At 66.3% G+C, this 23,123-nt stretch carries 22 protein-coding genes; 12 read left to right on the top strand and 10 right to left on the bottom strand.

Features of this window, described 5'->3' with window-relative positions; all coding sequences use genetic code 11:
• Positions 1-73 precede the first annotated feature (73 nt).
• Positions 74-676 (top strand): DsbA family protein, encoded by a 603-nt coding sequence (locus tag AC0WR5_RS14620; RefSeq protein WP_475864175.1) that lies wholly within the window; start codon positions 74-76, stop codon positions 674-676.
• Entirely contained in the window at positions 676-1,491 is an 816-nt protein-coding gene (locus AC0WR5_RS14615) for an alpha/beta fold hydrolase (protein WP_475864173.1), read from the top strand. The genes AC0WR5_RS14620 and AC0WR5_RS14615 overlap by 1 nt, the downstream gene beginning before the upstream one ends.
• A gap of 18 nt (positions 1,492-1,509) precedes the next feature.
• Here the strand turns inward: AC0WR5_RS14615 and AC0WR5_RS14610 are convergent, their stop codons facing one another.
• Genes AC0WR5_RS14610 through glyA form a run of 4 tightly spaced genes read right to left on the bottom strand, consistent with a single transcriptional unit; the run spans position 1,510 to position 5,318 of the window.
• Positions 1,510-2,568 (bottom strand): threonine aldolase family protein, encoded by a 1,059-nt coding sequence (locus tag AC0WR5_RS14610; protein WP_475864172.1) that lies wholly within the window; start codon positions 2,566-2,568, stop codon positions 1,510-1,512.
• Positions 2,568-3,041 carry a YcgN family cysteine cluster protein gene (locus tag AC0WR5_RS14605; RefSeq protein WP_475864170.1) on the bottom strand — a complete coding sequence of 158 codons (474 nt, stop codon included), beginning with the start codon at positions 3,039-3,041 and terminating at the stop codon, positions 2,568-2,570. The genes AC0WR5_RS14610 and AC0WR5_RS14605 overlap by 1 nt, the downstream gene beginning before the upstream one ends.
• The gene (locus tag AC0WR5_RS14600) at positions 3,038-3,976 is read right to left on the bottom strand and encodes a bifunctional riboflavin kinase/FAD synthetase (RefSeq protein WP_475864168.1); all 939 of its coding nucleotides are present in this window, start codon (positions 3,974-3,976) and stop codon (positions 3,038-3,040) included. The genes AC0WR5_RS14605 and AC0WR5_RS14600 overlap by 4 nt, the downstream gene beginning before the upstream one ends.
• 58 nt (positions 3,977-4,034) lie before the next feature.
• Positions 4,035-5,318 carry a serine hydroxymethyltransferase gene (gene glyA, locus AC0WR5_RS14595; RefSeq protein ID WP_475864167.1) on the bottom strand — a complete coding sequence of 428 codons (1,284 nt, stop codon included), beginning with the start codon at positions 5,316-5,318 and terminating at the stop codon, positions 4,035-4,037.
• Positions 5,319-5,539: 221 nt separating this feature from the next.
• On the opposite strand from glyA, the gene AC0WR5_RS14590 reads away from it, so the two are divergent.
• Complete coding sequence (locus AC0WR5_RS14590; RefSeq protein ID WP_475864165.1) at positions 5,540-6,301, top strand: NAD kinase; 762 nt, start codon at positions 5,540-5,542, stop codon at positions 6,299-6,301.
• A 210-nt stretch (positions 6,302-6,511) separates the two neighbouring features.
• Entirely contained in the window at positions 6,512-6,709 is a 198-nt protein-coding gene (locus AC0WR5_RS14585; protein ID WP_475864164.1) for a CsbD family protein, read from the top strand.
• An 84-nt stretch (positions 6,710-6,793) separates the two neighbouring features.
• Here the strand turns inward: AC0WR5_RS14585 and AC0WR5_RS14580 are convergent, their stop codons facing one another.
• Positions 6,794-8,698: a propionyl-CoA synthetase gene (locus tag AC0WR5_RS14580; protein WP_475864163.1), complete on the bottom strand. Its 1,905-nt coding sequence runs from the start codon at positions 8,696-8,698 to the stop codon at positions 6,794-6,796.
• Between the two features lie 327 nt (positions 8,699-9,025).
• Complete coding sequence (locus AC0WR5_RS14575) at positions 9,026-11,305, bottom strand: NADP-dependent malic enzyme (RefSeq protein WP_475864161.1); 2,280 nt, start codon at positions 11,303-11,305, stop codon at positions 9,026-9,028.
• A gap of 237 nt (positions 11,306-11,542) precedes the next feature.
• Here AC0WR5_RS14575 and AC0WR5_RS14570 point away from each other — a divergent pair, with 237 nt between their 5' ends.
• The 6 genes from AC0WR5_RS14570 to AC0WR5_RS14545 all read left to right on the top strand — a co-directional run bounded on the left by AC0WR5_RS14570 (position 11,543) and on the right by AC0WR5_RS14545 (position 16,694).
• A complete protein-coding gene (locus AC0WR5_RS14570) occupies positions 11,543-11,935 on the top strand; it encodes a cytidine deaminase (protein ID WP_475864159.1) in 393 nt (130 codons plus the stop codon).
• Positions 11,936-11,943: 8 nt separating this feature from the next.
• The gene (locus AC0WR5_RS14565; RefSeq protein WP_475864158.1) at positions 11,944-13,251 is read left to right on the top strand and encodes a thymidine phosphorylase; all 1,308 of its coding nucleotides are present in this window, start codon (positions 11,944-11,946) and stop codon (positions 13,249-13,251) included.
• A complete protein-coding gene (locus tag AC0WR5_RS14560; RefSeq protein ID WP_475864157.1) occupies positions 13,248-14,468 on the top strand; it encodes a phosphopentomutase in 1,221 nt (406 codons plus the stop codon). Before AC0WR5_RS14565 ends, AC0WR5_RS14560 begins: the two co-directional genes overlap by 4 nt.
• Positions 14,465-15,472 (top strand): adenosine deaminase, encoded by a 1,008-nt coding sequence (locus AC0WR5_RS14555; RefSeq protein WP_475864156.1) that lies wholly within the window; start codon positions 14,465-14,467, stop codon positions 15,470-15,472. Before AC0WR5_RS14560 ends, AC0WR5_RS14555 begins: the two co-directional genes overlap by 4 nt.
• Positions 15,469-16,125, top strand: a complete 657-nt coding sequence (gene upp, locus AC0WR5_RS14550) for a uracil phosphoribosyltransferase (protein WP_475864154.1) — start codon at positions 15,469-15,471, stop codon at positions 16,123-16,125. The genes AC0WR5_RS14555 and upp overlap by 4 nt, the downstream gene beginning before the upstream one ends.
• Before the next feature lie 65 nt (positions 16,126-16,190).
• The gene (locus AC0WR5_RS14545) at positions 16,191-16,694 is read left to right on the top strand and encodes a hypothetical protein (RefSeq protein ID WP_475864152.1); all 504 of its coding nucleotides are present in this window, start codon (positions 16,191-16,193) and stop codon (positions 16,692-16,694) included.
• 49 nt (positions 16,695-16,743) lie between these two features.
• Here AC0WR5_RS14545 and AC0WR5_RS14540 read toward each other — a convergent pair whose 3' ends face one another.
• Positions 16,744-17,772 carry a hypothetical protein gene (locus AC0WR5_RS14540; RefSeq protein WP_475864150.1) on the bottom strand — a complete coding sequence of 343 codons (1,029 nt, stop codon included), beginning with the start codon at positions 17,770-17,772 and terminating at the stop codon, positions 16,744-16,746.
• Between the two features lie 187 nt (positions 17,773-17,959).
• Between AC0WR5_RS14540 and AC0WR5_RS14535 the strand changes: the two genes are divergently transcribed.
• Together AC0WR5_RS14535 and AC0WR5_RS14530 are read left to right on the top strand one after the other, a co-directional pair.
• A complete protein-coding gene (locus AC0WR5_RS14535; protein ID WP_475864149.1) occupies positions 17,960-18,121 on the top strand; it encodes a hypothetical protein in 162 nt (53 codons plus the stop codon).
• Positions 18,122-18,785: 664 nt separating this feature from the next.
• Positions 18,786-19,517: a Hint domain-containing protein gene (locus tag AC0WR5_RS14530; protein WP_475864148.1), complete on the top strand. Its 732-nt coding sequence runs from the start codon at positions 18,786-18,788 to the stop codon at positions 19,515-19,517.
• 89 nt (positions 19,518-19,606) lie between these two features.
• On the opposite strand, the gene AC0WR5_RS14525 is transcribed toward AC0WR5_RS14530, so the two are convergent.
• The 3 genes from AC0WR5_RS14525 to AC0WR5_RS14515 all read right to left on the bottom strand — a co-directional run bounded on the left by AC0WR5_RS14525 (position 19,607) and on the right by AC0WR5_RS14515 (position 22,974).
• Positions 19,607-20,683, bottom strand: a complete 1,077-nt coding sequence (locus AC0WR5_RS14525; RefSeq protein ID WP_475864147.1) for a nickel/cobalt transporter — start codon at positions 20,681-20,683, stop codon at positions 19,607-19,609.
• Positions 20,680-21,321, bottom strand: a complete 642-nt coding sequence (locus AC0WR5_RS14520) for a DUF1007 family protein (RefSeq protein WP_475864145.1) — start codon at positions 21,319-21,321, stop codon at positions 20,680-20,682. Before AC0WR5_RS14520 ends, AC0WR5_RS14525 begins: the two co-directional genes overlap by 4 nt.
• Positions 21,322-21,768: 447 nt before the next feature.
• Positions 21,769-22,974, bottom strand: coding sequence for a multidrug effflux MFS transporter (locus AC0WR5_RS14515; RefSeq protein WP_475864143.1), 1,206 nt, complete (start codon positions 22,972-22,974; stop codon positions 21,769-21,771).
• Between the last annotated feature and the right edge of the window lie 149 nt (positions 22,975-23,123).

Here is a 23,123-nt window from a genome sequence, read left to right as displayed (position 1 = left end):
GAACCTCGCTTAGCACCCCGTTACGGTCTTGCCAAACCGCGCCGCCCTCGGCGGCCCTCACAAGGCCGGGACAATGGCACATCAGATCGACTATTTTTTCACGACAATCTCCCCTTTCACCTATCTGGCGGGGGATCGGCTGGAACAGATTGCCGCGGGTCACGGGGCGACGATCAACTATAAACCCGTTGATCTCATGAAGGTATTTTCCGCCACCGGCGGCGTCCCGCTGCCCCAGCGGCCGAAGGCCCGGCAAGAGTACCGCCTGATGGAGCTGGAACGGGCGCGGAAAAAGACCGGCCTGCCGCTGAACCTCGCGCCGGCCTTCCATCCCACCAATGCCGCACCCTCCTGCTATGCCATCATCGCCGCGGACCGGGCCGGGGACGGCGACACCGGGCTGCTCTGCCGCCTGCTGCTCACCGCCTGTTTCGTCGAGGAGAAGAACATCGCCGAGGACGAGGTGATCCGGGATTGCCTGGCCCGCGCCGGCTTCGATCCCTCGCTCGCCGACAGCGGCCTCTTCACCGGTGCCCAGGTCTTCGAGCGCAATACCGAGGAGGCCATCGAGGCCGGTGTCTTCGGCGCTCCCTTCTACATCGTCGACGGCGCGCAGCGCTTCTGGGGGCATGACCGCCTCGACGATCTTTCGGCCCATCTCGACGGGACACTCTGATGCTGCACTCGCTGTTCGGCGGTCACGAAACCGCCTGGCAATCCTGGGGCGAAACAGGCCCCAAGGTATTGATGATCCATTGTTCCCTTGCCCATTCCGGCGCCTGGCAGGGGGTGGCCGCGCGGCTGTCACGCCATGCCGAGATCCGCGCCTACGACCTTCCGGGCCATGGCCGGAGCGGCGCCTGGCACCCCGAACTCGACTTTCAGGAGCAATCGGTGGAGATGGCACTGGGGCTGATCCGGGACTGGGGCGAGGGGCCGGTGCACGTGGTGGGCCATTCCTTCGGGGGCACCGTGGCCCTGCGCCTCGCGGTCGAGCACCCCGAGCGCGTCGCCTCGCTCAGCCTCTACGAGCCCGTATTCTTTACCGCCGGTTTCCAGGCCTTTCCCGAACTGAAGGCCGAGCATGACGCCGAGATGGCCGGTTATGCCGATGCCTTCGCCGCCGGCGATTACGAGGGCGCGGCCCGTGCCTTCATGCGGGTCTGGGGCGATGGCCGGCCATGGGACAGCCTGCCCCAGGCACAGCGCCAGGGCTTCATCGACCGGATCCAGCTGATCGATGCGATCAAGGGCACCAACTACGGCGATCCCGGCGCCATGCTTGCCCAGGGCCGGCTGCGCAGCCTGGCCTGCCCCGTGATGCTGATGGAAGGCGCCGAGAGCCCGGTCTACGTCGCGCGCATCAACGATGCGCTGCAGATGCAGATCCCGGAGGCAGAGCGCGTGATCCTGCAGGGTGCGGCCCATATGGGGCCGGTCACCCATGCCGGGGCCGTGGCCGCCGAGCTGCAGGATTTTCTGAAGCTGTAGAAGAGGTTGCGGCGGGGCTCAGGCCCCGCGCGCGATCTCCAGGAAGCGGTTCACATCCGCTTCGGTCAGCGACCAGTCGGCCACGAACCGTGCCATCAGCGGCTCTTCCGCGGGGCCGTCGTCCAGAGGTCCGCCGCTCAGGTTATAGCGCGCGCCGGCGGCAATCAGGCGCTGGTGCGCGGCACGGGGCAGGGTGGTGAACATCAGGTTGGCTTCCGGCTCGCGCAGGAAGCTCACGCCGGCCATGCCGCGCAGCCCCTCGGCCAGCTGCGACAGCCGGGCATTGGCCATGGCCGCCATCTGCAGCCAGAGGTCGCCCTCCAGGTAGGCCTGCATCTGCGCCGAGAGGTAGCGGTGCTTGGAGAAGAGATGCGCGCCACGCTTGCGGCGCAGCTCGAATTCCCAGGCCCGGTCCTTGCCGTCCTTGTTGAAGAAGATCACCGCTTCCACGCCGACACAGCCGTTCTTGGTGCCGCCAAAGCTCAGGGCGTCCACGCCCGATTTCCAGGTCATCTCGGCAGGCGTGCAGCCCATGGCGGCCAGCGCATTGGCAAACCGCGCCCCGTCCATGTGCACGGGCAGGCCGAATTCCCTTGCGATCCCCGTCAGTTCGCGGATCTCGTCAAGGGTATAGAGGCGGCCCTTTTCGGTCACCTGGGTGATCGAGAGCGGCCCGGGCTGGGCCGAGTGCACGGCGTGTTTCACACGGCCACCGATGGCCTTGCGCAGGTCTTCGGGGTGCACCTTGTCGTCATCGCCCAGCGGCAGCAGCTTGCCCGCGCCAAGGAAGAACTCGGGCGCGTTGCACTCGTCCTCGTTGATATGGGCGTAGGGGCTGCAATAGACCACCTGCCACGGATCGGCCAGCGTGGCCAGCGACAGCACGTTGGCCGCGGTGCCCGTGGCCACCAGGTAGATATCGGCCTCTGGCGCCTCGAAGATCTCGCGCAGCCGGTCGCGTACCGCGTCCATGACTGCCTCGCCGCCATAGGAGGGCTCGTAGCCGGAATTGGCGCGGATCATCGCGTCCAGGATGGAGGGGTGTGCGGGTCCGGCGTTATCGGATGCCAGGAACATCAGGTTGGCTCCTCGATGATGTAATCCTCCCAATCCTCCTCGTCGATCTCGAATTCCGGCACGGTGATGTCGCGCGCGGAAACCCCGGCCTCATGCACGCTCTCCGGATCTCCGGTCAGCAGCGGGTGCCAGGAATAGAGCGGCCGCCCCTCGTGGAGCAGGCGATAGGCACAGGTCTCGGGCATCCAGTAGAGATGCCCTTCCAGCGTCTTCGCCGTCAGCGAGATGCATTCGGGCACGAACTGGTGCCGGATCGGATATTGCGAACACAGGCAGGAATGCCCGTCCAGCAGCCTGCAGGCCACGCGGGTCAGGGCCACCTCGCCGGTGTCCGCATCTTCCAGCTTGTTCAGACAGCACTTGCCGCAGCCGTCGCAAAGCGCTTCCCACTCGCGCTGCGTCATCTTCTTCAGCGGCACGGTTTCCCAGAACCGCTCTCGCAGGCCTGTGCGGTCGATCTCGGGCGTGGTCATAGCGCGGACAGGATCTGCCGGGCACGGACGCAATCGGCATCCATCTGCGCGATCAGCGCGTCCAGGCCTTCGAATTTCACTTCCGGGCGCAGGTAGTCGACCAGCCCCACCGAGATCTGCGCGCCATAGAGGTCGCCGCGGAAATCGAACAGGAAGGTTTCCAGGTTGGGCTCGGTGCCGCCAAAGGTGGGCCGCAGGCCCAGCGACGCCGCGCCAAAGTAGCTGCCCGCGTGCGGGCCGGTCAGCACGTCCACCAGGGCGGCATAGATCCCGAACTTCGGCTTCAGCAGCCCGTCCAGCCACATGTTCGCGGTGGGAAAGCCAAGGTCGCGCCCGCGCTGGTCGCCGCGCACCACGGTGCCCTCGATGCGGTGCCAGTGTCCCAGCATCGCCTCGGCGTCGCGGGGGCGCCCCTCGGTCAGGGCATTTCGGATCGCGGTCGAGGAGATCTCGCCGGTGCCCACGTCGAGCAGGCGCGCTACCGACACCCCGAACCCGAGCTCCTGCCCGAACTCCGAGAGGTTGGAGATATTTCCTTCGCGGCCCTTGCCGTAATGGAAATCCTGGCCCACGACGACATGCTTCAGGCCCAGCCCGTCGTGCAGCACCTTGCGTGCGAAATCATGCGGCGACAGGCCGGCGAGGGTGGGGGTGAAGCTCAGTTCATAGAGCACGTCGACGCCCAGCTTCTCCAGCCTGTGCGCGCGGCTCTCGGCGCTGGTCAGGCGAAAATCCGGTGCCTCGGGGGCAAAGAACTGTCTCGGATGGGGTTCAAAGGTCATCACGCCCAGGGGCGCATTCAGCCTTTCGGCCTCGGCCCGGGCAATGTCGATAACGGACTGATGCCCAAGGTGCACGCCATCGAAATTGCCGATCGCGGCGACAGCGCCGCGGTCTTCCTCGTTGACGAAATGAAAGTCACGTACGATCCGCATGGGCGCAGCCCTAGCGCCCATGCGGGGGAGAGGCAAGAGCCTCGGATATGTGCTCTGATCAGAGGGTCGGATAAAGCGGGAAGCGGGCGCAAAGTTCCGCCACTTCCGCCTGAACCTTGGCCTCGACCTCGGCATTGCCTTCCTCACCGTTCGCCGCCAGGCCGTCGACGACCTCGACGATCCAGTCGGCGATCTGGCGGAACTCGGCTTCACCGAAGCCGCGGGTGGTGCCGGCCGGGGTGCCCAGGCGGATGCCGCTGGTCACGGTGGGCTTTTCCGGATCGAACGGGATGCCGTTCTTGTTGCAGGTGATATGCGCACGGCCCAGGGCCTTTTCGGTGGCATTGCCCTTCACGCCCTTGGGGCGCAGGTCGACGAGCATCACGTGGGTATCCGTGCCGCCGGTCACGATGTCGAGGCCACCCTTCATCAGCTGGTCGGCCAGGGCCACGGCATTTGCACGCACCTGCTTGATGTATTCCTTGAACTCGGGGCGCAGCGCTTCGCCGAAGGCCACGGCCTTGCCGGCGATGACATGCATCAGCGGACCGCCCTGAATGCCGGGGAAGATGGCCGAGTTGATCTTCTTGGCCAGCGCCTCGTCATTGGTCAGGATCATGCCGCCGCGCGGGCCGCGCAGGGTCTTGTGCGTGGTGGTGGTGGCCACGTCGGCATGGGGGAAGGGGCTGGGGTGTTCGCCTGCCGCCACGAGGCCGGCAAAATGCGCCATGTCCACCATCAGGTAGGCGCCCACGCTGTCGGCGATCTCGCGCATCTTGGCAAAATCGATCTGGCGCGGGATGGCCGAGCCGCCGGCGATGATCAGCTTGGGCTTGTGCTCGTTTGCCAGCTCCTGAACCTGGTCGTAATCCAGCAGGTTGTCCTGTTGGCGCACGCCGTACTGGATGGAGTTGAACCACTTGCCGGACTGGTTCGGCTTGGCGCCGTGGGTCAGGTGCCCGCCGGCATCCAGGCTCATGCCCAGGATCGTGTCGCCGGGCTGCAGCAGCGCGGTAAAGACACCCTGGTTTGCCTGGCTGCCAGAGTTCGGCTGCACGTTGGCGAATGCGCAGCCGAAGAGCTGCTTGGCGCGGTCGATGGCCAGGTCCTCGGCGATGTCGACGAACTGGCAGCCACCGTAGTAGCGCTTGCCCGGGTAGCCTTCGGCATACTTGTTCGTCATCACCGAGCCCTGGGCTTCCATGACGGCGCGGCTGACGATGTTTTCCGAGGCGATCAGCTCGATCTCGTCGCGCTGGCGACCCAGCTCCTTGCGAATGGCACCGAAAATCTCGGGATCACGGGTTTCAAGCTCTTCGGTGAAAAAGCCGGCATCGGTCATGGCAGGGTCTCCATCAATCCACGTTGGCCGCTACCTAACGCTTTGCCCGTGGCCAAGGAAGTCTCCAAATCGTCATGATGATCATGAAATGCGACGGGGCTGGCACGTTCCGGCAAGTTGTGGTTCTTTCGGAACCGAATTGCGGCTTTCGGAAACCTGGTGCCCCGTCCGGAACGGGGTGTCACAATCGGGCCGGGAGCCGACATGGGGAAGATCGTCCTATGAGCATCAAACTCGCCTTTGCCGCCAGCCGCGGGGCCTCGGCCCAGGCGGCGCGCAAGAGCCTGACCGCCCGCTACGGCGCCGTGCCCGAAGCCGAGGCGGACGTGATCGTGGCGCTTGGCGGTGACGGCTTCATGCTGGCCACGCTGCACCGCACCCAGGCGCTCAATGTGCCGGTCTACGGCATGAACCGGGGCACCATCGGCTTCCTGATGAACGCCTATTCCGAGGACGACCTGCTCGAGCGTCTCTCCGAGGCCGAGGAAGAGGTCATCAACCCGCTCTCGATGAAGGCCACCCGCGCCGATGGCAAGGTGCGCGAGGCGCTGGCGATCAACGAGGTCTCGCTTCTGCGGGCCGGGCCCCAGGCCGCCAAGCTGCGGATCTCGGTCGACGGCCGGGTGCGGATGAACGAGCTGGTCTGCGACGGGGCGCTGATCGCCACGCCTGCGGGCTCGACCGCCTACAACTATTCCACCCACGGGCCGATCCTGCCGATCGGCTCCGACGTGCTGGCCCTGACCGCGATCGCGGCCTTCCGGCCCCGGCGCTGGCGCGGCGCGCTGCTGCCCAAGACCGCGACGGTGCAGTTCGACGTGCTGGAGCCGGAAAAACGCCCGGTGATGGCCGATGCCGACAGCCGCTCCTTTACCAACGTGCTCTCGGTCGAGGTCCGCTCGGAGCCCTCGGTGGAGCACCGCATCCTCTTCGATCCGGGCCACGGTCTGGAAGAGCGGCTTCTGCAGGAACAATTCGTCTGACAATGTGCCCTTTCGGGGCCGGGCAGGGGGCTCTGCCCCGCTCGCCTGCGGCGATCTCCCCGCGATATTTGTGGCCAGATGAAAGAGCCGGTGGTTTTCCGCCCGTTCCGGCGCGCCATAGGATGGGGACGGGAACCTGTTACCTGTCCGGCACGTTATCTCCTCGAAGGGCGCAAGGACGCGCCCCCAGGTTGAAAAGGAGATTTCACCATGAATTGGGATGTGATCGAAGGCAACTGGAAGCAAGTCAAGGGCTCGGCCCAGGCACATTGGGGCAAGCTGACCGATGATGACCTCGACGTGGTCGAAGGCCGCCGCGAGCAGCTCGTCGGCAAGATCCAGGAGCGCTATGGCCTGGCTAAGGACGAAGCCGAGCGTCAGGTGGATGAATTCGCCCGCAAGCACTGATCGCTTCGGTGGGCAAAGACAGAAGGGCGGTCCCGTCGGGCCGCCCTTTTTCATGTCCTGCCATGGCCGTCTGCCCGAGGGGCCTCAGGCGGTCTGGGTCTGTCGCGCATAGCCGATGGTTTGCAGGGCGTCCTTGATCTCGTCCAGAACCTCGGGGTCGTCGATTGTGGCGGGCATCTTGAACTCCTGGCAATCGGCGATCTTGACCATGGTCGCCCGCAGGATCTTGCCCGAGCGCGTCTTGGGCAGCCGGTCGACCACCACCGCCTTCTTGAAGGCGGCCACCGGCCCGATCTGCTCGCGCACGAGGCTCACGCATTCCTTCACGATCTCCTCCGCCTCGCGGTTCACGCCGGCCGACAGGCAGAGGAACCCCACCGGGTTCTGGCCCTTGAGCGTGTCGGAGACCCCGATCACCGCGCATTCGGCCACGTCCGGGTGGCTGGCAAGCACCTCTTCCATCGCGCCGGTCGAGAGGCGGTGCCCGGCCACGTTGATCACGTCGTCGGTGCGCGCCATGATGTAGAGGTAGCCATCCTCGTCGATCATGCCGGCATCGCCCGTTTCGTAGAACCCGGGGAAGGTGGTGAGATAGCTCTTCCTGAACCGTTCCTCGGCATTCCAGAGCGTGGGCAGCGTGCCCGGGGGCAGCGGCAGCCGGATCGCGATGGCGCCGAGCTCGCCCGGTTTCATTGGGTGGCCGGCCTCGTCCAGCACCTGCACGTCGTAGCCGGGCATCGGCACCGAGGGGCTGCCCAGCTTGACCGGCAGTTCCTCGATCCCCAGCGGGTTTGCGGCGATGGCCCAGCCGGTTTCCGTCTGCCACCAGTGATCGATCACCGGCACGCCGAAGTGCTTCTGGGCCCACTGGATCGTGTCCGGATCGGCGCGCTCTCCTGCAAGGAAGATCGCCTGCAGCTCATGCGCCTTGTAGCGGCGGATCCACTCGCCGTCGGGGTCCTCGCGCTTGATGGCGCGCAGGGCGGTGGGGGCGGTGAAGAAGCTCTTGATGCGGTGGTTCTGGATCGTGCGCCAGAAGACGCCGGGGTGGGGCGTGCCCACGGGCTTGCCCTCGAAGACGACGGTGGTGGCCCCTGCGATAAGCGGGCCATAGCAGATATAGCTGTGGCCCACGACCCAGCCGACATCCGAGGCGGCCCAGAAGCGATCACCGGCCTCGATGTTGTAGATGTTCTTCATCGACCATTGCAGCGCCACCAGGTGGCCGCCGGTGTGGCGCACCACGCCCTTGGGTTGGCCGGTGGTGCCGGAGGTATAGAGGATATAGACGGGGTGGTTGCCCTCGACCGGCACGCATTCGGCCGGTTTCACCCCGTACTGGAAGCCGTGCCAGGAAAAATCGCGGCCCTCGACCAGCTTGGCAACCTCCTGTTCGCGCTGGAAGATCACGCAGAACTCGGGCTTGTGCGCGGCGATCTCGATGGCCTCGTCCAGCAGCGGCTTGTAATGCACCACGCGGTTCGGCTCGAGCCCGCAGGAGGCGGCGATGATCGCCTTGGGCGTGCAATCGTCGATGCGTACCGCCAGCTCATGGGCGGCGAACCCGCCAAAGACCACGGAATGCACGGCCCCCAGGCGGGCACAGGCCAGCATGGCCTCCAGCGCCTCGGGGATCATCGGCATGTAGATGATGACCCGGTCGCCCTTCTCCACGCCGCGCATCCGCAGTGCGCCGGCCAGGCTCGCCACGCGCTTCTGCAACTCGGCATAGGTGATGCCCTTGGTGGCATGGGTAATCGGGCTTTCGTGCTGGATCGCGATCTGGTCGCCGCGCCCGGCCTCGACGTGGCGGTCCACAGCGTTCCAGCAGGTATTCACCATCCCGTCCGAGAACCATTCGTAGAAGGGCGCCTTGTCCGCAAAGAGCGCCTTGCTGGGCGCTTCGGCCCAGTCAATGGCCTGGGCCGCCTCCATCCAGAATGCTTCGGGGTCCGCCTGCCAGGCGGCGTATACGTCCTTGTAGCCCATTGGGTCCTCCTCCTTGACCTTGCCTGCCGCGGTAACGCGTGGGTTGCGCGCGGGCAGGCACGGGTGTCCTATGGGGGACGAAGAGGGGGGCACTTGGCAAGAAGTCTTTGAGCGCTCCCGTAAATTGCGTCAATAAATTTGCAGGGCAGGCCGAAAATGGCCTGCAAACTTTTGCAAACCGTCTGCGAATATTCGGGTTTCTGCAAATTTCAGAGGATTTTGCAAAGTCTGCAAAATATGTTTTGCAAATGCGCGTTATGGCGGCCCGCAAGGCATGCAAAGGGGCGCTCGATCTCCCGCGCGCCCCTGCATTCCGTCACGATGGCCTCAGCCGTAATGCGCCACCGGCGTGCCGGCGATGGCTGCCATGTTCAGCAGGCCGCGCGCCGTGGTCGAGGGCGACACGATATGCGCCGAGTTGCGCAGCCCCATCAGGATCGGTCCCACTTCCAGTCCGTCGCCCTTGATTTTCAGGATGTTGCGCACGCCCGAGGCGGTATCCGCATGGGCAAAGACCAGCACGTTCGCCGGCCCGTCGAAGCGGCTCTCGGGAAAGACCATCTCGCGCAGGTGCGGGTCGAGCGCGGTGTCCACGTTCATCTCGCCCTCGTATAGGAAGTCACGCTCCTTGGCGTCGAGAATCGCCATCGCCTCACGCAGGCGCACCGCGCTCTCGGTGTCCTGGTTGCCGAACTGCGATCGCGAGCAGAGCGCCACCTTCGGCTGCAGACCAAAGCGCTTGACGTGCCGCGCCGCGCCGATCGCGATCTCGGCGATCTGTTCCGGCGTGGGCTCGGCATGGATATGCGTGTCTGCCAGGAACAGCGGACCGTCTTCCAGAATCATCATCGACAGGGCGCCGCTGGCCCGGCGGTTCTCGGTGCCCAGCACCTGGGTGACATAGTTCAGGTGCCAGCGGTATTCGCCGTACATGCCGCAGATCAGGCTGTCGGCCTCCTCGCGATAGACCATCACCGCGCCGATGGCGGTGGTGTTGGTGCGCATGATCGCGCGGGCCATGTCCGGGGTCACGCCGCGCCGCGCCATCAGCGCATGATAGGTGCCCCAGTAGTCGCGATACCTGGGGTCGTGCTCGGGGTTGACCACGTGGAAATCCTCGCCGGGGCGGATTTTCAGCCCGGCGCGGGCACAGCGGCTCTCGATCACGTCGGGACGGCCGATCAGGATCGGATGCTCGGTGGTTTCCTCCAGCATCGCCTGGGCGGCGCGCAGCACCCGCTCGTCCTCGCCCTCGGCAAAGACGATCCGGCGGGCGGCGGTTGCCGCGGCTTCGAAGACCGGGCGCATCACCAGTGCCGACTTGAAGACGGTCTGCTTCAGCTTGTCCTTGTAGGCCTTCAGGTCGTCGATCGGGCGGGTGGCCACGCCGCTCTCCATGGCGGCCTTGGCCACGGCGCTCGACACGATGGCCGAGAGGCGCGGATCAAAGGGTTTGGGGATCAGGTAATCCGGGCCGAAGTTCATCGTCTCGCCCTGGTAGGCTGCCGCGGCCTCGGCACTCGTGGTGGCGCGGGCCAGCGCCGCGATCCCCTCGATGCAGGCGATCTGCATCTCGTCGTTGATCTCGGTCGCGCCGACGTCGAGCGCGCCGCGGAAGATGAAGGGGAAGCAGAGCACGTTGTTGACCTGGTTCGGAAAATCCGACCGCCCCGTGGCGATGATCGCGTCGGGTGCCACCGCGCGCACCTCGTCCGGCATGATCTCCGGGGTCGGGTTCGCCAGGGCAAAGACGATCGGCTGCGCGGTCATCTTCTTCACCAGCTCCGGCTTCAGAACGCCCGGGCCCGAGAGGCCCAGGAACATGTCGGCGCCCTCGATCACCTCTTCCAGGGTGCGCAGGTCGCTGTCCTGGGCAAAGGCCGCCTTCTGCGGGTTCATGTCCTCGTTCCGGCCCTCGTGGACCAGTCCGTGAATATCGCAGAGCCAGACGTTCTCGCGTTTCACGCCCAGTTTCAGCAGCATGTTCAGGCAGGCGATGCCGGCCGCACCGCCGCCGGTCGAGACGATCTTGATGTCCTCGAAATTCTTGCCCGCCACCCGCAGCGCGTTGGTGGCCGCAGCCCCCACCACGATGGCCGTGCCGTGCTGGTCGTCATGGAAGACGGGGATGTTCATCCGCTCGCGGCAGAGCTTCTCGACGATGAAGCAATCGGGCGCCTTGATGTCTTCCAAGTTAATCGCGCCAAAGGTCGGCTCCAGCGCGCAGACGATATCGGCCAGTTTCTCGGGGTCGCTCTCGTTCACCTCGATGTCGAAGCAATCGATGCCGGCGAACTTCTTGAACAGGACCGCCTTGCCTTCCATCACCGGCTTGGAGGCCAGCGCGCCGATATTGCCCAGGCCCAGCACCGCGGTGCCGTTCGACACCACGGCCACCAGGTTGCTGCGAGAGGTATAGCGTGCGGCGTTCTTAGGGTCCGCCTTGATTTCCAGGCAGGCCTCGGCAACGCCCGGCGAATAGGCCAGCGACAGGTCGCGGCCATTGGCCAGCGGCTTGGTGGCGCGTACTTCGAGTTTACCGGGTTTCGGATTTTCGTGATAGGCGAGCGCGGCGTTGCGGAACACTGCCTTGTCTGCGTCGGACATTTGAAGCCTCATCCTCCAGAATATAGTTTAGCGTTAAACTAAACTGCCGGGCGGGGAAAGCCCCCGCCGAATTGCCGGCCCGGGCCACCGGCGCCTCTTGGCGCATCGTGCCCAGTTGCCCGGCCCGGATTCGGCACATTCTACCACGCGGATCAGTTCGCCCCTTGCAAAGCGCTGCAGAGGCTCTGAGACTGCCGCGCAAATCCTATCCGACAAAAATATTTAAGGGAGATGTAGATGGATCTGCTCAAGGCCGCCACCGAGGTGCGCGAAAACGCCTATGTGCCCTATTCCAAGTTCAAGGTGGGCGCGGCGATCCGCGCGGCCTCCGGCACGATCTATGCCGGCTGCAATGTCGAGAACGTCGCCTACCCGGAGGGCACCTGCGCCGAGGCCGGCGCCATCGCCATGATGGTCGCCGCCGGAGAGACCGAGCTGACCGAGGTGCTGGTGATCGCAGACAGCCCGACCCCCACGCCGCCCTGTGGCGGCTGCCGTCAGAAGCTGGTGGAATTCGGCAAGCCGGAAACCAAACTGACCATGGTCACCACCGACGGTGCGCGTCTCGAAACCACCCTGGCCGATATCCTGCCCGGCCGGTTCGATGCGGGCCACATGGCCAACACCTGAGCCGACAGATGGACGCAAGACGAATTCTCGCGGCGCTGCGTGACGGCGCGGTGCCCTCCCGCGCCGAAATTGCCTGGTTCGCCCAGGGGCTTGCCAGCGGCGAGGTCACCGATGCACAGGCCGGCGCCTTCGCCATGGCCGTGCTTCTCAACGGAATCGGAGAGGAGGGGCGCGTGGCCCTGACGCTGGCGATGCGCGACTCGGGCCGGGTCCTCGCCTGGGATCTGCCCGCCCCCGTGCTCGACAAGCACTCCACCGGCGGGGTGGGGGATTGCGTCAGCCTCGTGCTGGCGCCGGCGCTTGCCGCCTGCGGGGCCTATGTGCCGATGATCTCCGGGCGTGGTCTCGGCCATACCGGCGGCACCCTCGACAAGATGGAGGCCATTCCCGGCCTCTCGACACAGGTCGACGAACATGCCTTCCGCCACATCGTGGGGCAGGCGGGCTGTGCCATCGTCTCGGCCAGTGGCGATATCGCCCCGGCCGACAAGCGCCTCTATGCGGTGCGCGACGTCACCGCCACGGTCGAGAGCCTCGACCTGATCACCGCCTCGATCCTGTCGAAGAAGCTCGCCGCCGGCCTCGAGGGCCTCGTTCTCGACGTGAAATGCGGCTCCGGCGCCTTCATGAAATCCAGCGAGGACGCGGCCGCCCTGGCCCGCGCCCTCGTCTCCACCGCCAATGCCGCCGGCTGCCCGACCGAGGCCGTACTGTCGGACATGTCACAGCCGCTCGCCGCCGATCTCGGCAATGCGCTCGAGGTCGCGGCCTCGATGCGCGTGCTCACGGGGCAGGAGCGCGGCCGCCTGGCCGAGCTGACCATTGCACTGGGCGCCGGCCTTCTGCATCAGGGCGGCCTTGCCGCCGATATCGCCGAGGGCGCAGAGAAGATGGAACAGGCGCTCACCTCCGGTGCCGCGGCCGAGCATTTCGGTCGCATGGTCGCGCTGATGGGCGGGCCGGTGCATTTCGTCGACACATGGCAGCGCTTCCTGCCCGAGGCCACGGTGATCATCGAGGTCACCGCGCCCCGTGCCGGCGTGATCACCGCCATCGACGGCGAGGCCCTTGGCCTCGCCGTCGTCGATCTCGGCGGCGGTCGCAAGGTCGAGAGCGACATCGTCGATCCCGCCGTGGGCCTGTCGGACGTCGTCCGCCTCGGCCAGCGGGTGGAGCAGGGCCAGCCGCTCGCCCGCGTTCATGCCGCGCGCGAGGACGTGGCCGAGGCCGCGGTGCAATCGGTTCTGGCTGCCATGGAGATCGGGCGGGGCCCGGTCCCCCCGGCGCCGCTGATACTGGAAAGGATCTCCGGATGACCCGGGCATTTCTCGTCGTGATGGATTCCGTGGGCATCGGCGGTGCCCCGGACGCGGATCAGTTCTTCAATGCCGGCGTACCTGACAGCGGCGCCAACACGCTGCTCCACATCGCCCAGGCCTGCGCAGCCGGCCGGGCAGAGGAGGGGCGCAGCGGTCCGCTGCGGCTGCCCAACATGGCACGCCTCGGCCTCGGTGCCGCCGCGCGCCTGGCCACGGGCCACGTGGTACCCGGCCTCGAGGGCGCCCCGCAGGGCCTCTGGGCCGCCGCCACCGAGGCCAGCCCCGGCAAGGACACCCCCACCGGCCACTGGGAACTCGCCGGCGTGCCCGTCCCCTGGGACTGGCACTATTTCCCCGACACCACCCCCGCCTTCCCCGATGACGTCGTGCGCGCCGTCTGCGAGGCCGCGGGCACCGAGGGCATCCTGGGCAACTGCCACGCTTCCGGCACCGCGATCATCGCCGAGCATGGCGAGGCGCACATGCGCACCGGCTGGCCCATCTGTTACACCTCCGCAGACAGCGTCTTCCAGATCGCCGCGCACGAGGAGACCTTCGGCAATGACCGGCTTCAGGCGCTCTGCAGGGCCGTGGCGCCGATGCTGCACGCCATGAAGGTGGGCCGGGTGATCTCGCGCCCCTTCGTGGGCAGCCCCGGCAATTTCACCCGCACCACCAACCGTCGCGACTATGCCGTGGCACTGCCCGCGCCCGGGCTCTGCAACTGGGTGCAGGAGGCCGGCGGCAAGGTGCACGCTGTGGGCAAGATCGGCGACATCTTCTCGATGGATGGCATCGACGACGTGGTAAAGGGCTCGGACGCGGCGCTGATGGATCACCTCGACCGGCTGGTGGACGAGGCCGAGGAGGGCTCGCTCACCTTTGCCAATTTCGTGGAATTCGACAGTCTCTATGGACATCGGCGCGACATTTCGGGATATGCCCGCGCACTGGAATGGTTCGATGCCCGCATCGGCGCCGTGCTCGACAGGCTGCGTCCCGGCGATCTGCTGGTGCTGACGGCCGATCACGGCAACGACCCCAGCTGGACCGGCAGCGACCACACCCGCGAGAGGGTGCCGGTGCTGATGGCGGGCCGCGGGGCCGAGGATGGAAGCGGGGCGCTCGGATTGTGCCGGTTTGTTGATGTTGCGGCCTCTGTCGCGGACCATCTGGGGGTGGCCGCCGAAGGGCCGGGAAGGAGCCTGTTATGACCGACTTCGACTCGCAGTCCCTGCGCGCGCTGCCAAAGATCGAGCTGCACCTGCACCACGAGGGCGCGGCGCCGCCGGCCTTCATCCGCGGTCTCGCCGCCGAGAAGAAGGTCGACATCTCCAAGGTCTTCGACGAGCGGGGGCATTATGCCTACACCGACTTCTGGGATTTCCTGAAGGTCTACGAGGCCGCCACCTCGGTGTTGAAGACGCCCGAGGATTACGCCCGCCTCACCACTGCCGTGCTCGAGGAGAGCGCGGCCTCCGGGGTGATCTACACCGAGCTCTTCATGTCGCCGGATTTCTGCGGCGGCCGTGATGTCGGTGCCTGGCGGGAATACCTCCATGCCATCCGCGAGGCCTCCGACCGGGCCGAGCGCGACATGGGCATCGTCACCCGCGGCATCATCACCTGCATCCGGCACTTCGGGCCGGACAAGGCAAAGGAAACCGCGCTCTGCGCGGCCGAGACCGCCGGCGACTGGATCGTGGGCTATGGCATCGGCGGCGACGAGAAGACCGGCAAGCTGCGCGACTTTGCATATTCCTTCGACATGGCGCGCGAGGCGGGCCTGCGCATCACCGCCCACGCCGGCGAATGGGGCGGGCCGCAGTCGATCAAGGATGCGCTCGATGACCTGCGCGTCGAGCGCATCGGCCACGGCGTCCGTGCCATCGAGGACCTGGAGCTGGTCGACCGCCTGGCCGAGGAGCAGATCGTCCTCGAGGTCTGCCCCGGTTCCAATGTCGCCCTCGGCCTCTACCCCGATTTTACCCGTCACCCCATCGAGATGCTGCGCGAACGCGGCGTCCGGGTGACCGTCTCCACCGACGATCCGCCCTTCTTCCACACCACCATGGCGCGGGAATACGAGGAGCTGCACCGGGCCTTCGGCTGGGACGAAGAGATTTTCGCCGGGATTGCCAGAACCTCGCTCGAGGCGGCATTCTGCGACGAGAGCACCAAGAATAACCTGTCCAAGCGCCTGGAGATTGCGGCATGAGCACCGAAAACGAAACCCTGACGCCCGAGCATCTCACGATCGTCACCCACCCGCTCGTGCAGCACAAGCTGACCCTGATGCGCGAGGAAGAGACCTCCACCGCCAAGTTCCGTCAGCTCCTGCGCGAGATTTCCCAGCTGCTGGCCTACGAGATCACCCGCAATCTCGAGATGACCACAAAGACCATCCAGACCCCGCTGGTCGAGATGGAGGCCCCGCTGCTTGACGGCAAGAAACTGGCCCTGATCTCGATCCTGCGCGCCGGCAACGGCCTGCTCGACGGCATTCTCGAGCTGGTTCCCGCCGCCCGCGTTGGTTTCGTCGGCCTCTACCGCGACGAGGAAACCCTGCAGCCGGTGCAATACTACTTCAAGGTGCCGGAAAACCTCGAGGATCGTCTCGTCATCGCCGTCGATCCGATGCTTGCCACCGGCAATTCCTCCGTGGCCGCCATCGACCTGCTGAAGAAGGCCGGTGCCACCAACATCCGCTTCCTCTGCCTGCTGGCCGCCCCCGAGGGTGTCGCCCGCATGAAGGAAGCGCACCCCGATGTGCCGATCGTCACCGCCTCGCTCGACAGCCACCTGAACGAGCAGGGCTATATCGTTCCCGGCCTCGGCGATGCCGGCGACCGGATGTTCGGAACAAAGTGACCTAACAGTCACTTTACTTGAATCGGGATTTAAGGCAGCTTTCTCAAAACATTGAGGGAATTGCTATGTCTTGGTACCTGATGATCCCGACAATCGCCGTCCTCACGCTGGGCGCTGGCCTCACCGCCACGCGCCCGGCCCGGGCCCAGAGCGATCCGCAGGTGATGACGCCCCGCGTCATCCTCGCGCCGTCGATGCAATCCTCGATGCAGCCGAAATCGGCCGTGGCGCTTGGCGGTCCCATCGCCAGCAACACAGTGCCCGCGGGGGCCGTGCGTGTCACCCAGGCGCCTGCCGCCATCACCGATCAGGCCCGCGTGGTTCAGGGCTATGCCGTGCCGCCCGGCAGCCTCAGCCTGAACACCCGCATCATCCCCGAGCATGTCTATGCGCAGCGCAAGGAGGCGGGCACCGTCACCATGCCCGCGGGCTATCGTCCGGTGTTCAAGGATGGCCGGCTGAACCCGAACCGCGGCATTCAGACTGTCTCGGGGCAGATGCAGATGAGCCGGGTGTGGACGGATACCGTGCCCCGCCGCCTCGTCCCCGTCGAAGTCGAGAACCGCTGAGATCCCGCAACGGCCCGCTTTCGGGGTCGTCACCTCGGGCAAGTGTGGATCAGCCGTTGCTGCAGATGCCCTGCAGGCGCAGCCAGTCGGCGTCGCGCATCACAGGGCCTTCGCTGCCGTCGCCCTGGTTCGCCACCAGCAGGCCGTTGTCGTCCAGGCCCTGGGTTACCAGGGCCCGCGCATAGGGGGCGGGCTGGATCCCTGCCGCGGCAAAGCCCGCCAGCATGGTCTCCGTCGGCAACTGTTTGGCTGGATCTGTCACCAGCGTGCGCGCATGACGCACCAGTGTCTCGTTCGGCAGCTCGCCCGTGGTCAGCAGTTGCAGTACCGCGATGGGTCCCGCCTCGTCGAGCAGCCGTGCAATCGGGTCCTCGGCCTTGGCGCGCAGGCGCTCGGCCACCACGAAACCCGCCGGCACCTCCGGGTCTTCCTCGTCCTCGATCAGGCTGCGATTGATCAGGATGATGCCGCCGGGCAGGTGGGTGGCATTCTTCACCCCGTCGCGCACCACGAAGAGCCGCGGCGGCGTCTCGCCCTCCGGCGTCACTCGCGCGGCAAGCCGGCTCAGCGCCGAGGTGCCCACCATGTCGCGGCAGGCGGGGCCCGTCAGGGCCTGCACGTCGGTCAGCAGCTTGCGCCCGATCTCGTCGCGCTTGACCTGCGGCAGCACCGAGAGCGCGTGATCCTCGAGCCTGTCCGGCAGCCAGAGCGCGCCGCCGGCCACGATGGCCGCGATCACCGCGGCAACGATGGTCAGCCGCAGCCGCCCCTTGCGGGGGCGTCGCCGTGCCACCGCGCCGCGCAGCTTCTCCAGCGCCGCGATCATCTCGGCCTGGTCGGCCTCCAGCTCCAGCGTCTCGCCGGGGTCGCCGTCGGGATAATAGATCGCCGGCAGCTCGCCGGGATTGGCCCGCGACAGCGCCGCGATGGACCAATGCGTGACCGGTCGGTCCTGCATGTCCGTCATCGTCAGGGTGGCATCGCCGATGGACACGATCACGTCGCGCCGCTGCGCCTCGGGGCTCTCCCGCCACAACGCAGCAGCTTCCAGCCGCTGATACTTGTCCAATGCTGTCATACGGGGTTCTGCTCTTCCGCGCCGTCCAGGGCCCTGCGGCCTTCTCACTCTGCCCGGAAAGATAGCACGCAGTTTGCTGCCCCCGCAATCACAGCTGCGTCTCAACAGCTTCTGCCCAGCGGTTTACCAGTCGTTAAGACCTCGCCCGTCATCACGAATGCATGATCATGTCCCGCGGGAGGCGACGATGGACGGACTTTTGACGGTTCTCATTACGGCACTGGCCTTCGGGCTGGTTGTCTCGCGCAACGGCCCCCGGGTGCGCCCGGCGCGCCTGGCCCTGCGCCGTGCCCTGACGCGCTCCGAACTGCGCGAACGTGCGGCCTTCCTGCGAGGGCCCCGCCGCTAGGGGCGCTTGCTGCCCGGCCAGCGGGGCCGAGGGGGGCGGGATTTCAGCGCGGTTTCCGGCGCCTTTCGGTGTGCTCGGACGACGCTCTTGTTGCTTTTTCGGCGTGAAACACATCATCACGGTTGACGTTTTGTCCAAATGGTAAAAGTGGTGTCTGGAGGGTATCCTTCATGCCTTGAAACCACCTGGCCCGGGGCCGGGCGCTCCTGGCTCCCCGGACGCTCAACTGCAATTTCAGACACTTATCCGGCGTGCTTCCAGGCGGCTTTTCAGGCCGCAAGGACCGCGTGATTCGCCCTTGCGGCAGCTTTTTGCCTGATGAAATTGATGCTGGTTCGCGTCAGGTCGGGGCCGATTTTTGGCCGAAATCGCCTTGTGCGGCCCATTGGCGCAGAATTTCATCGCAGAATTGTGTGCAAACTTGCACCGATTTCCCGTCTTCTCCGGTGCAAGCGAAATTCTAGTTCCTGAAAGGCATTAAATGATCGACAAGCCCGGCTCGGAGTGTGATTTTAGATCACGGTTGCTTGGTTAATGGTTTATTAACGGTTCATTCTTGGTCGTACCGAACTGCCTGAGTGCTTCGGATCGCCTGCGGGGCTCCGACCGGAAGCAGCGGGCAATGATGCCAGAGCGTGGCGAGGCTACACGGGAACAAATGGGAATGTTCGACACATCATCGTCGCGTCGCTCGGCGATCGCGAGAACCGCAGAGCGGATTGCCCTGCGCGATGACATGGATTTCGAGACACGGCGCCTGGCCGCGCTGGAGACGACCCTCTCCGGCATGGTGACTGGGACGCGCGTCGCAACCGCCGTCGGCTGGCAGAAGATCGAGACCCTGCGCGCCGGCGATGCCGTTCTCACCTTCGACAACGGGCTCAAGACCCTGCGCGCGCTCAGCCGCCGCGCCATCTGGGATGGCGATGCCAGCTGGCCCGAGATGTTCAAGCCGCTCCTGGTGCCCCAGGGCTCCATCGGCAACCGCGAGGAAATGCTCCTGATGCCGCGCCAGGGCGTGGTCGTCGAGAGCGACGTGGCCGAGCAGGAACTGGGCGATCCCTTCGTGCTGGTACGCGCCGAAACCCTCGACGGCATCTGCGGCATCACCCGCCATCAACCCGATCCCGAGCCCGAGGTCTTCATCCTCGAGTTTGACGAGGACGAGGTGATCTTTGCCTCCTCCGGGGCGCTCTGCATCTGCCCAGCCGGCGGTGATCTGATCGGTCGTGCCGTCTCCGAGGAACAGCTTCTCGGCAACTCGCCGGAGTACCGCATCCTCTGCCGTGAAACGAACCAGGATCTCATAGAGGCCATCCTCTGGGAGCTCGAGGAAAAGTACATCGAGGCGCAGTCCGCGGCCGGTGCCGCCGAGCGCAACACGCAATCCGCCTGACAAGAGCCTGAAGAGAGCCTGACCCGGGCTCCGATCAGGCCTTCACGCCTCTGCAACCGGCCGGCGGGTACGACCCGCCGAACCTCCCCTCAGATCACCTGGAGAACGAGCGCTGCGGCCGCGGTGGCAATCAGCAGCCCGGCCGCTATCTCGACCAGCGCCATCAGCCCCGCCGCGCCGCGCCCTGCTGCGGCGCCATCCGCCAGCCTCTGCAGCGCTCCGGCGCGCAGCGTGACCGAGGCCAGCGCCACCACGATCGTCACCGTGGCCACGCCCAGCCCCATGGCAAAGGCCCCCGCGATCCCCGCCGGCAGGATCCCCATCCGCCATGTCAGGATCAGCAGGAACAGCGCCCCGGTACAGGGCCGCGCCGCGATGGCCAGCACCAGCATCACCGCATCGCGCCAGCCATGCAGCGCCTCCACCTCTGCGGCCGTGGGCATGTGCCGGTGCCCGCAGGCACAGCTGCCGTCGGCGCCATGCGCATGCACATGGTTCCCCGCATGGTTCCCCGTATCATTCCCCGTATCGTTCCCCGCCAGATGCCCGCTCAGGTATCCCGTACCGCGTCCCAGCACGTGAACCTGCGCCTCTGCCGGCTCCGGGGCGACGTCCGGCTGGCGCAGTGCCGCCCTCAGGTGCCGCCCGCCCCGCAGGGCCAGCCACAGGCCGATCGCCCCGATGGCCGCATAGGAGAGCGGGGCCAGCCAGTCTTCGGTCAGCCCCACCATCCGCTCCCGGCTCCAGCCCAGCAGCAGGATGCCCGCCGTCACCAGCAGCACCGCGCTCGCCGCCTGCGCCAGCCCCGAGGCCAGCGCCAGCAGCGACAGCCGCAACGCCGTCACCCGTTTCGCCACCCCGTAGCCGCCGATCAGGATCTTGCCGTGGCCGGGGCCCGCGGCATGGAACACGCCATAGGCAAAGCACAGGCCGATCAGCGCGCTCAGCGCCCCGGGATGGCCTGCCCTCAGGCCCCGCAGGGTGCCCGCCATGGCGTTCTGCGCATCACGCTGCCCCGCCATCGCCCATTGCGAGATCTCGTGCATGCCGCCCATGCCCCAGAGCCACCAGGCCAGCCCGCCCAGCAGCACCAGCACGATCAGCGGCACGGCCAGCGCCGCGATCCGCAAGACCGCCGCCGGGCGGGTCACGCCGGCATCGCTCATCCCGCCGTCCCGTCACAGCGGATCACCGCGGTCTCGGCGAATTTCTCGCCGACCTGCGGGTAATCCATGGCGTCGGGCGGGATCTCTGCCATCTGTGCCGCCAGCTCCTCATAGGCCTCGTCGATCTTCGGGGGCGTGATCTCCGCATGACAGCCGCCATCGGCCGTTACGCCGCCGGTCAGCTCGTAGGCGGTATAGAAACTCGGGTCATAGGCCTTGATGATCAGGCCGGCCTCCGCCACGTCGCCCTCGATGGCGCGGTAATGGCGGCTGGTGTACCTGCCGTCGGCAAAGCTCACGCCCCGGCTCTCGGGCGGGCCCAGCGTGACCTTTTCCCCGTTCTCGGACAGGTAGAGGTCGCCCTCGAACCCCTCCATCCACTGCAGGTCGTATCCGTCGAGCTGCGTCAGCTCGGCCTCGGTCAGCACACCGTCGAAATCCGGGTCCAGCCCCATGTCGTCGAGCAGCAGCATCGAATACATCTCGTCGTAGGTCCAGCTGACCTCGATGCCCGTGGCGCGGCCCTGGCCGTCTCCGGTCAGCGTCAGGGCGGTGTCGATGAAGATATGCGGATGCGCCAGCGCCGGTGCGGCGGAGGTCATCAGGCAGAGCGGAAGAAGGACGGGCATCAGGCGCATGGCCGCATCATACCGGGGGCAGGGGGGCCGGGAAAGGGGCCGCCGCGCGGCGGGGCCTGACAAGACGGTGAGGGCCGGCCGGCGCAGCGGCAGAGCGCCCGGCGCCAGGTGGCCGCGCTGCGCGAAGGCGGGATTTACGGAATTTTAGGGGCTGTTAACCATGGGGCGGCGCACGCTGCCTTAACGGCGGGAATTCGCGTTTTCGCACCGACGCGATACCGACGTAATACCGACGTGATACCGACAGGCCGTTTGGGGCCGTTTTGCCCTGTTAACCCGTGCAAATCCGGCCTGATTCGCTGCGCTGCAGTACAGACAGGCGCAACGCCCGCCGCGCGCCCTCTTTACCTCTTGCCGCAAAACGACCGGAGCCCCGCAGGAGGATGCGGGGCTCCGTCCGGCCCGCCAGCCCAGGCGCGCACAGGGCCGGGACCTGTCCGGCAGGTCTCAGTGAGCGTGGGCCGAGGCCGGTTCGCTCTCGTTGCGAAAGCCCAGGACTGCCACCAGCATCGACAGGATCGTGCCCGTTGCCAGCACCAGGACCAGCGCGAAATCCGACCCGTCGGTCAGCAGGCCCACGGCCAGCGATCCGAGCGCGCCCATGCCGAAGCCCATGGCGCCCATCAGCGCCGAGGCGGTGCCGGCATTGGCGCCCTGCTTGTCCAGCGCCAGCATCGAGCAGCTCGGCATCACCAGGCCAAGGCTTGCCACCGCCAGGAAGCACAGCACCAGGAAGACCGGCAGCGTCAGCAGGCCCGTCAGCTGCAGCACCAGCATCAGGCCGGTGACCACCGCGCGGAAGATCATCGCCGAGCGCGCCATGCGCACCGCGCCGACCCGGGCCATCAGCCCGGCGCCCGTCTTGGCCATGATCGTCATGCCGATGGCATTGATTGCAAAGGCAATCGAGAAGATCATCGGCTCCATGCCGAAGTAGGAGATCATCACCACCGAGGCCGCCGAGACATAGGCAAAGAAGCCGCCCTGGGTCAGGGCAAGGCCGCCGGCATAGGGCATGAAGTCACGGTTGAAGAGCAGCTTGCCGAAGGTGCTCAGCGCCTTCGAGGGATGGCTCTGGGTACGCATTTCGGCCGAGCGCGTCTCGGGCATCAGCACCACGATCATCACCAGGATCGCCGCGGCCACGGCGGCCAGTGCAAAGAAGATCGCCTGCCAGGGCAGGATCATCAGCAGCCCGCTGCCCAGCAGCGGCGCGATCACCGGCGCCAGGCCAAGAACGATCACCACCATGCCCATCATCTGGGCCGCCTGCTGGCCCCGGAAGCGGTCGCGCACCGAGGACATGGCGATGACCATGCCGATCGAGCCGCCCACGCCCTGCGCCAGGCGCCAGGCCATCAGCTGGTGTACCGAGCCCGCAAAGACGCAGCCCAGCGAGGCCAGGATGAAGAGGCTCAGCCCGAAGAAGACCACCGGCTTGCGCCCGGTCTTGTCCGAGATCGGGCCCAGCACCAGCTGGCCGGCACAGAAGCCGACGAAGAAGGCCATAACGGAGAGTTCGATCTCTCCTTCCTTTGCACCGAGGTCGGCTGCCATACTGGGCATCGCCGCAAGGTACATGTCCATGGCCAGAGGCCCGATCGCCGCGATGGCGCCAAGGCAAATGGCCAGGATGCGCGATTCACGATCCATGTTACGTTAACTCCTGAATGTCCTGAACGCGTTTCGGAAAGATATGAAACGCGTGCGTTTTCAAAGTTAGGAAACACTTGCGTTTCCAAAAGTCAAGGCTATCCTCTTCTTCAGGGAGGAAAGCCGATATGCAGTCAGGGAAAGAGCTG

The sequence above is a fragment of the Pseudooceanicola sp. DL12 genome (assembly GCF_056270665.1).
The sequence above is the reverse complement of the archived record's forward strand: the minus strand, read 5'-3'. Positions and strand labels throughout refer to the sequence as shown.

Excerpts from the sequence above, each read along its gene's own strand:
- AC0WR5_RS14620 (WP_475864175.1), top strand. The coding sequence starts at position 74 with ATGGCACATCAGATCGACTATTTTTTCACGACAATCTCCCCTTTCACC.
- AC0WR5_RS14615 (WP_475864173.1), top strand. The coding sequence starts at position 676 with ATGCTGCACTCGCTGTTCGGCGGTCACGAAACCGCCTGGCAATCCTGG.
- AC0WR5_RS14610 (WP_475864172.1), bottom strand. The coding sequence starts at position 2,568 with ATGTTCCTGGCATCCGATAACGCCGGACCCGCACACCCCTCCATCCTG.
- AC0WR5_RS14605 (WP_475864170.1), bottom strand. The coding sequence starts at position 3,041 with ATGACCACGCCCGAGATCGACCGCACAGGCCTGCGAGAGCGGTTCTGG.
- AC0WR5_RS14600 (WP_475864168.1), bottom strand. The coding sequence starts at position 3,976 with ATGCGGATCGTACGTGACTTTCATTTCGTCAACGAGGAAGACCGCGGC.
- glyA (WP_475864167.1), bottom strand. The coding sequence starts at position 5,318 with ATGACCGATGCCGGCTTTTTCACCGAAGAGCTTGAAACCCGTGATCCC.
- AC0WR5_RS14590 (WP_475864165.1), top strand. The coding sequence starts at position 5,540 with ATGAGCATCAAACTCGCCTTTGCCGCCAGCCGCGGGGCCTCGGCCCAG.
- AC0WR5_RS14585 (WP_475864164.1), top strand. The coding sequence starts at position 6,512 with ATGAATTGGGATGTGATCGAAGGCAACTGGAAGCAAGTCAAGGGCTCG.
- AC0WR5_RS14580 (WP_475864163.1), bottom strand. The coding sequence starts at position 8,698 with ATGGGCTACAAGGACGTATACGCCGCCTGGCAGGCGGACCCCGAAGCA.
- AC0WR5_RS14575 (WP_475864161.1), bottom strand. The coding sequence starts at position 11,305 with ATGTCCGACGCAGACAAGGCAGTGTTCCGCAACGCCGCGCTCGCCTAT.
- AC0WR5_RS14570 (WP_475864159.1), top strand. The coding sequence starts at position 11,543 with ATGGATCTGCTCAAGGCCGCCACCGAGGTGCGCGAAAACGCCTATGTG.
- AC0WR5_RS14565 (WP_475864158.1), top strand. The coding sequence starts at position 11,944 with ATGGACGCAAGACGAATTCTCGCGGCGCTGCGTGACGGCGCGGTGCCC.
- AC0WR5_RS14560 (WP_475864157.1), top strand. The coding sequence starts at position 13,248 with ATGACCCGGGCATTTCTCGTCGTGATGGATTCCGTGGGCATCGGCGGT.
- AC0WR5_RS14555 (WP_475864156.1), top strand. The coding sequence starts at position 14,465 with ATGACCGACTTCGACTCGCAGTCCCTGCGCGCGCTGCCAAAGATCGAG.
- upp (WP_475864154.1), top strand. The coding sequence starts at position 15,469 with ATGAGCACCGAAAACGAAACCCTGACGCCCGAGCATCTCACGATCGTC.
- AC0WR5_RS14545 (WP_475864152.1), top strand. The coding sequence starts at position 16,191 with ATGTCTTGGTACCTGATGATCCCGACAATCGCCGTCCTCACGCTGGGC.
- AC0WR5_RS14540 (WP_475864150.1), bottom strand. The coding sequence starts at position 17,772 with ATGACAGCATTGGACAAGTATCAGCGGCTGGAAGCTGCTGCGTTGTGG.
- AC0WR5_RS14535 (WP_475864149.1), top strand. The coding sequence starts at position 17,960 with ATGGACGGACTTTTGACGGTTCTCATTACGGCACTGGCCTTCGGGCTG.
- AC0WR5_RS14530 (WP_475864148.1), top strand. The coding sequence starts at position 18,786 with ATGTTCGACACATCATCGTCGCGTCGCTCGGCGATCGCGAGAACCGCA.
- AC0WR5_RS14525 (WP_475864147.1), bottom strand. The coding sequence starts at position 20,683 with ATGAGCGATGCCGGCGTGACCCGCCCGGCGGCGGTCTTGCGGATCGCG.
- AC0WR5_RS14520 (WP_475864145.1), bottom strand. The coding sequence starts at position 21,321 with ATGCGCCTGATGCCCGTCCTTCTTCCGCTCTGCCTGATGACCTCCGCC.
- AC0WR5_RS14515 (WP_475864143.1), bottom strand. The coding sequence starts at position 22,974 with ATGGATCGTGAATCGCGCATCCTGGCCATTTGCCTTGGCGCCATCGCG.